Source organism: Rothia sp. 11273D007AR (genome assembly GCF_053547255.1).
In genome coordinates, this window is the sequence record NZ_JBPPWJ010000036.1 from 1 (window position 1) to 631 (window position 631).

The 631-nt window shown below is 54.8% G+C and carries 1 rRNA gene; it reads left to right on the forward strand.

Annotation, left to right across the window (positions count from 1 at the left end):
* Positions 1-544: ribosomal RNA gene (locus tag ACED88_RS10740) — 16S ribosomal RNA — on the forward strand; the annotation flags it as partial.
* Between the last annotated feature and the right edge of the window lie 87 nt (positions 545-631).

A 631-nucleotide genomic window follows, 5' to 3' on the forward strand; every position in this document is an offset into this window, starting at 1 on the left:
GGACCGCTCTAGAGATAGAGTTTCCCTTCGGGGCTGGTATACAGGTGGTGCATGGTTGTCGTCAGCTCGTGTCGTGAGATGTTGGGTTAAGTCCCGCAACGAGCGCAACCCTCGTTCTATGTTGCCAGCACGTAATGGTGGGGACTCATAGGAGACTGCCGGGGTCAACTCGGAGGAAGGTGGGGATGACGTCAAATCATCATGCCCCTTATGTCTTGGGCTTCACGCATGCTACAATGGCCGGTACAAAGGGTTGCGATACTGTGAGGTTGAGCTAATCCCAAAAAGCCGGTCTCAGTTCGGATTGGGGTCTGCAACTCGACCCCATGAAGTCGGAGTCGCTAGTAATCGCAGATCAGCAACGCTGCGGTGAATACGTTCCCGGGCCTTGTACACACCGCCCGTCAAGTCACGAAAGTTGGTAACACCCGAAGCCGATGGCCTAACCCCTTGTGGGAGGGAGTCGTCGAAGGTGGGATTGGCGATTGGGACTAAGTCGTAACAAGGTAGCCGTACCGGAAGGTGCGGCTGGATCACCTCCTTTCTAAGGAGCTTCAACATATTGGTTGAGCCACGCTGGACGCGAGTGTCGTTTGGGTGGTTTGCTCATGGGTGGAATGTTAGTTCAGGT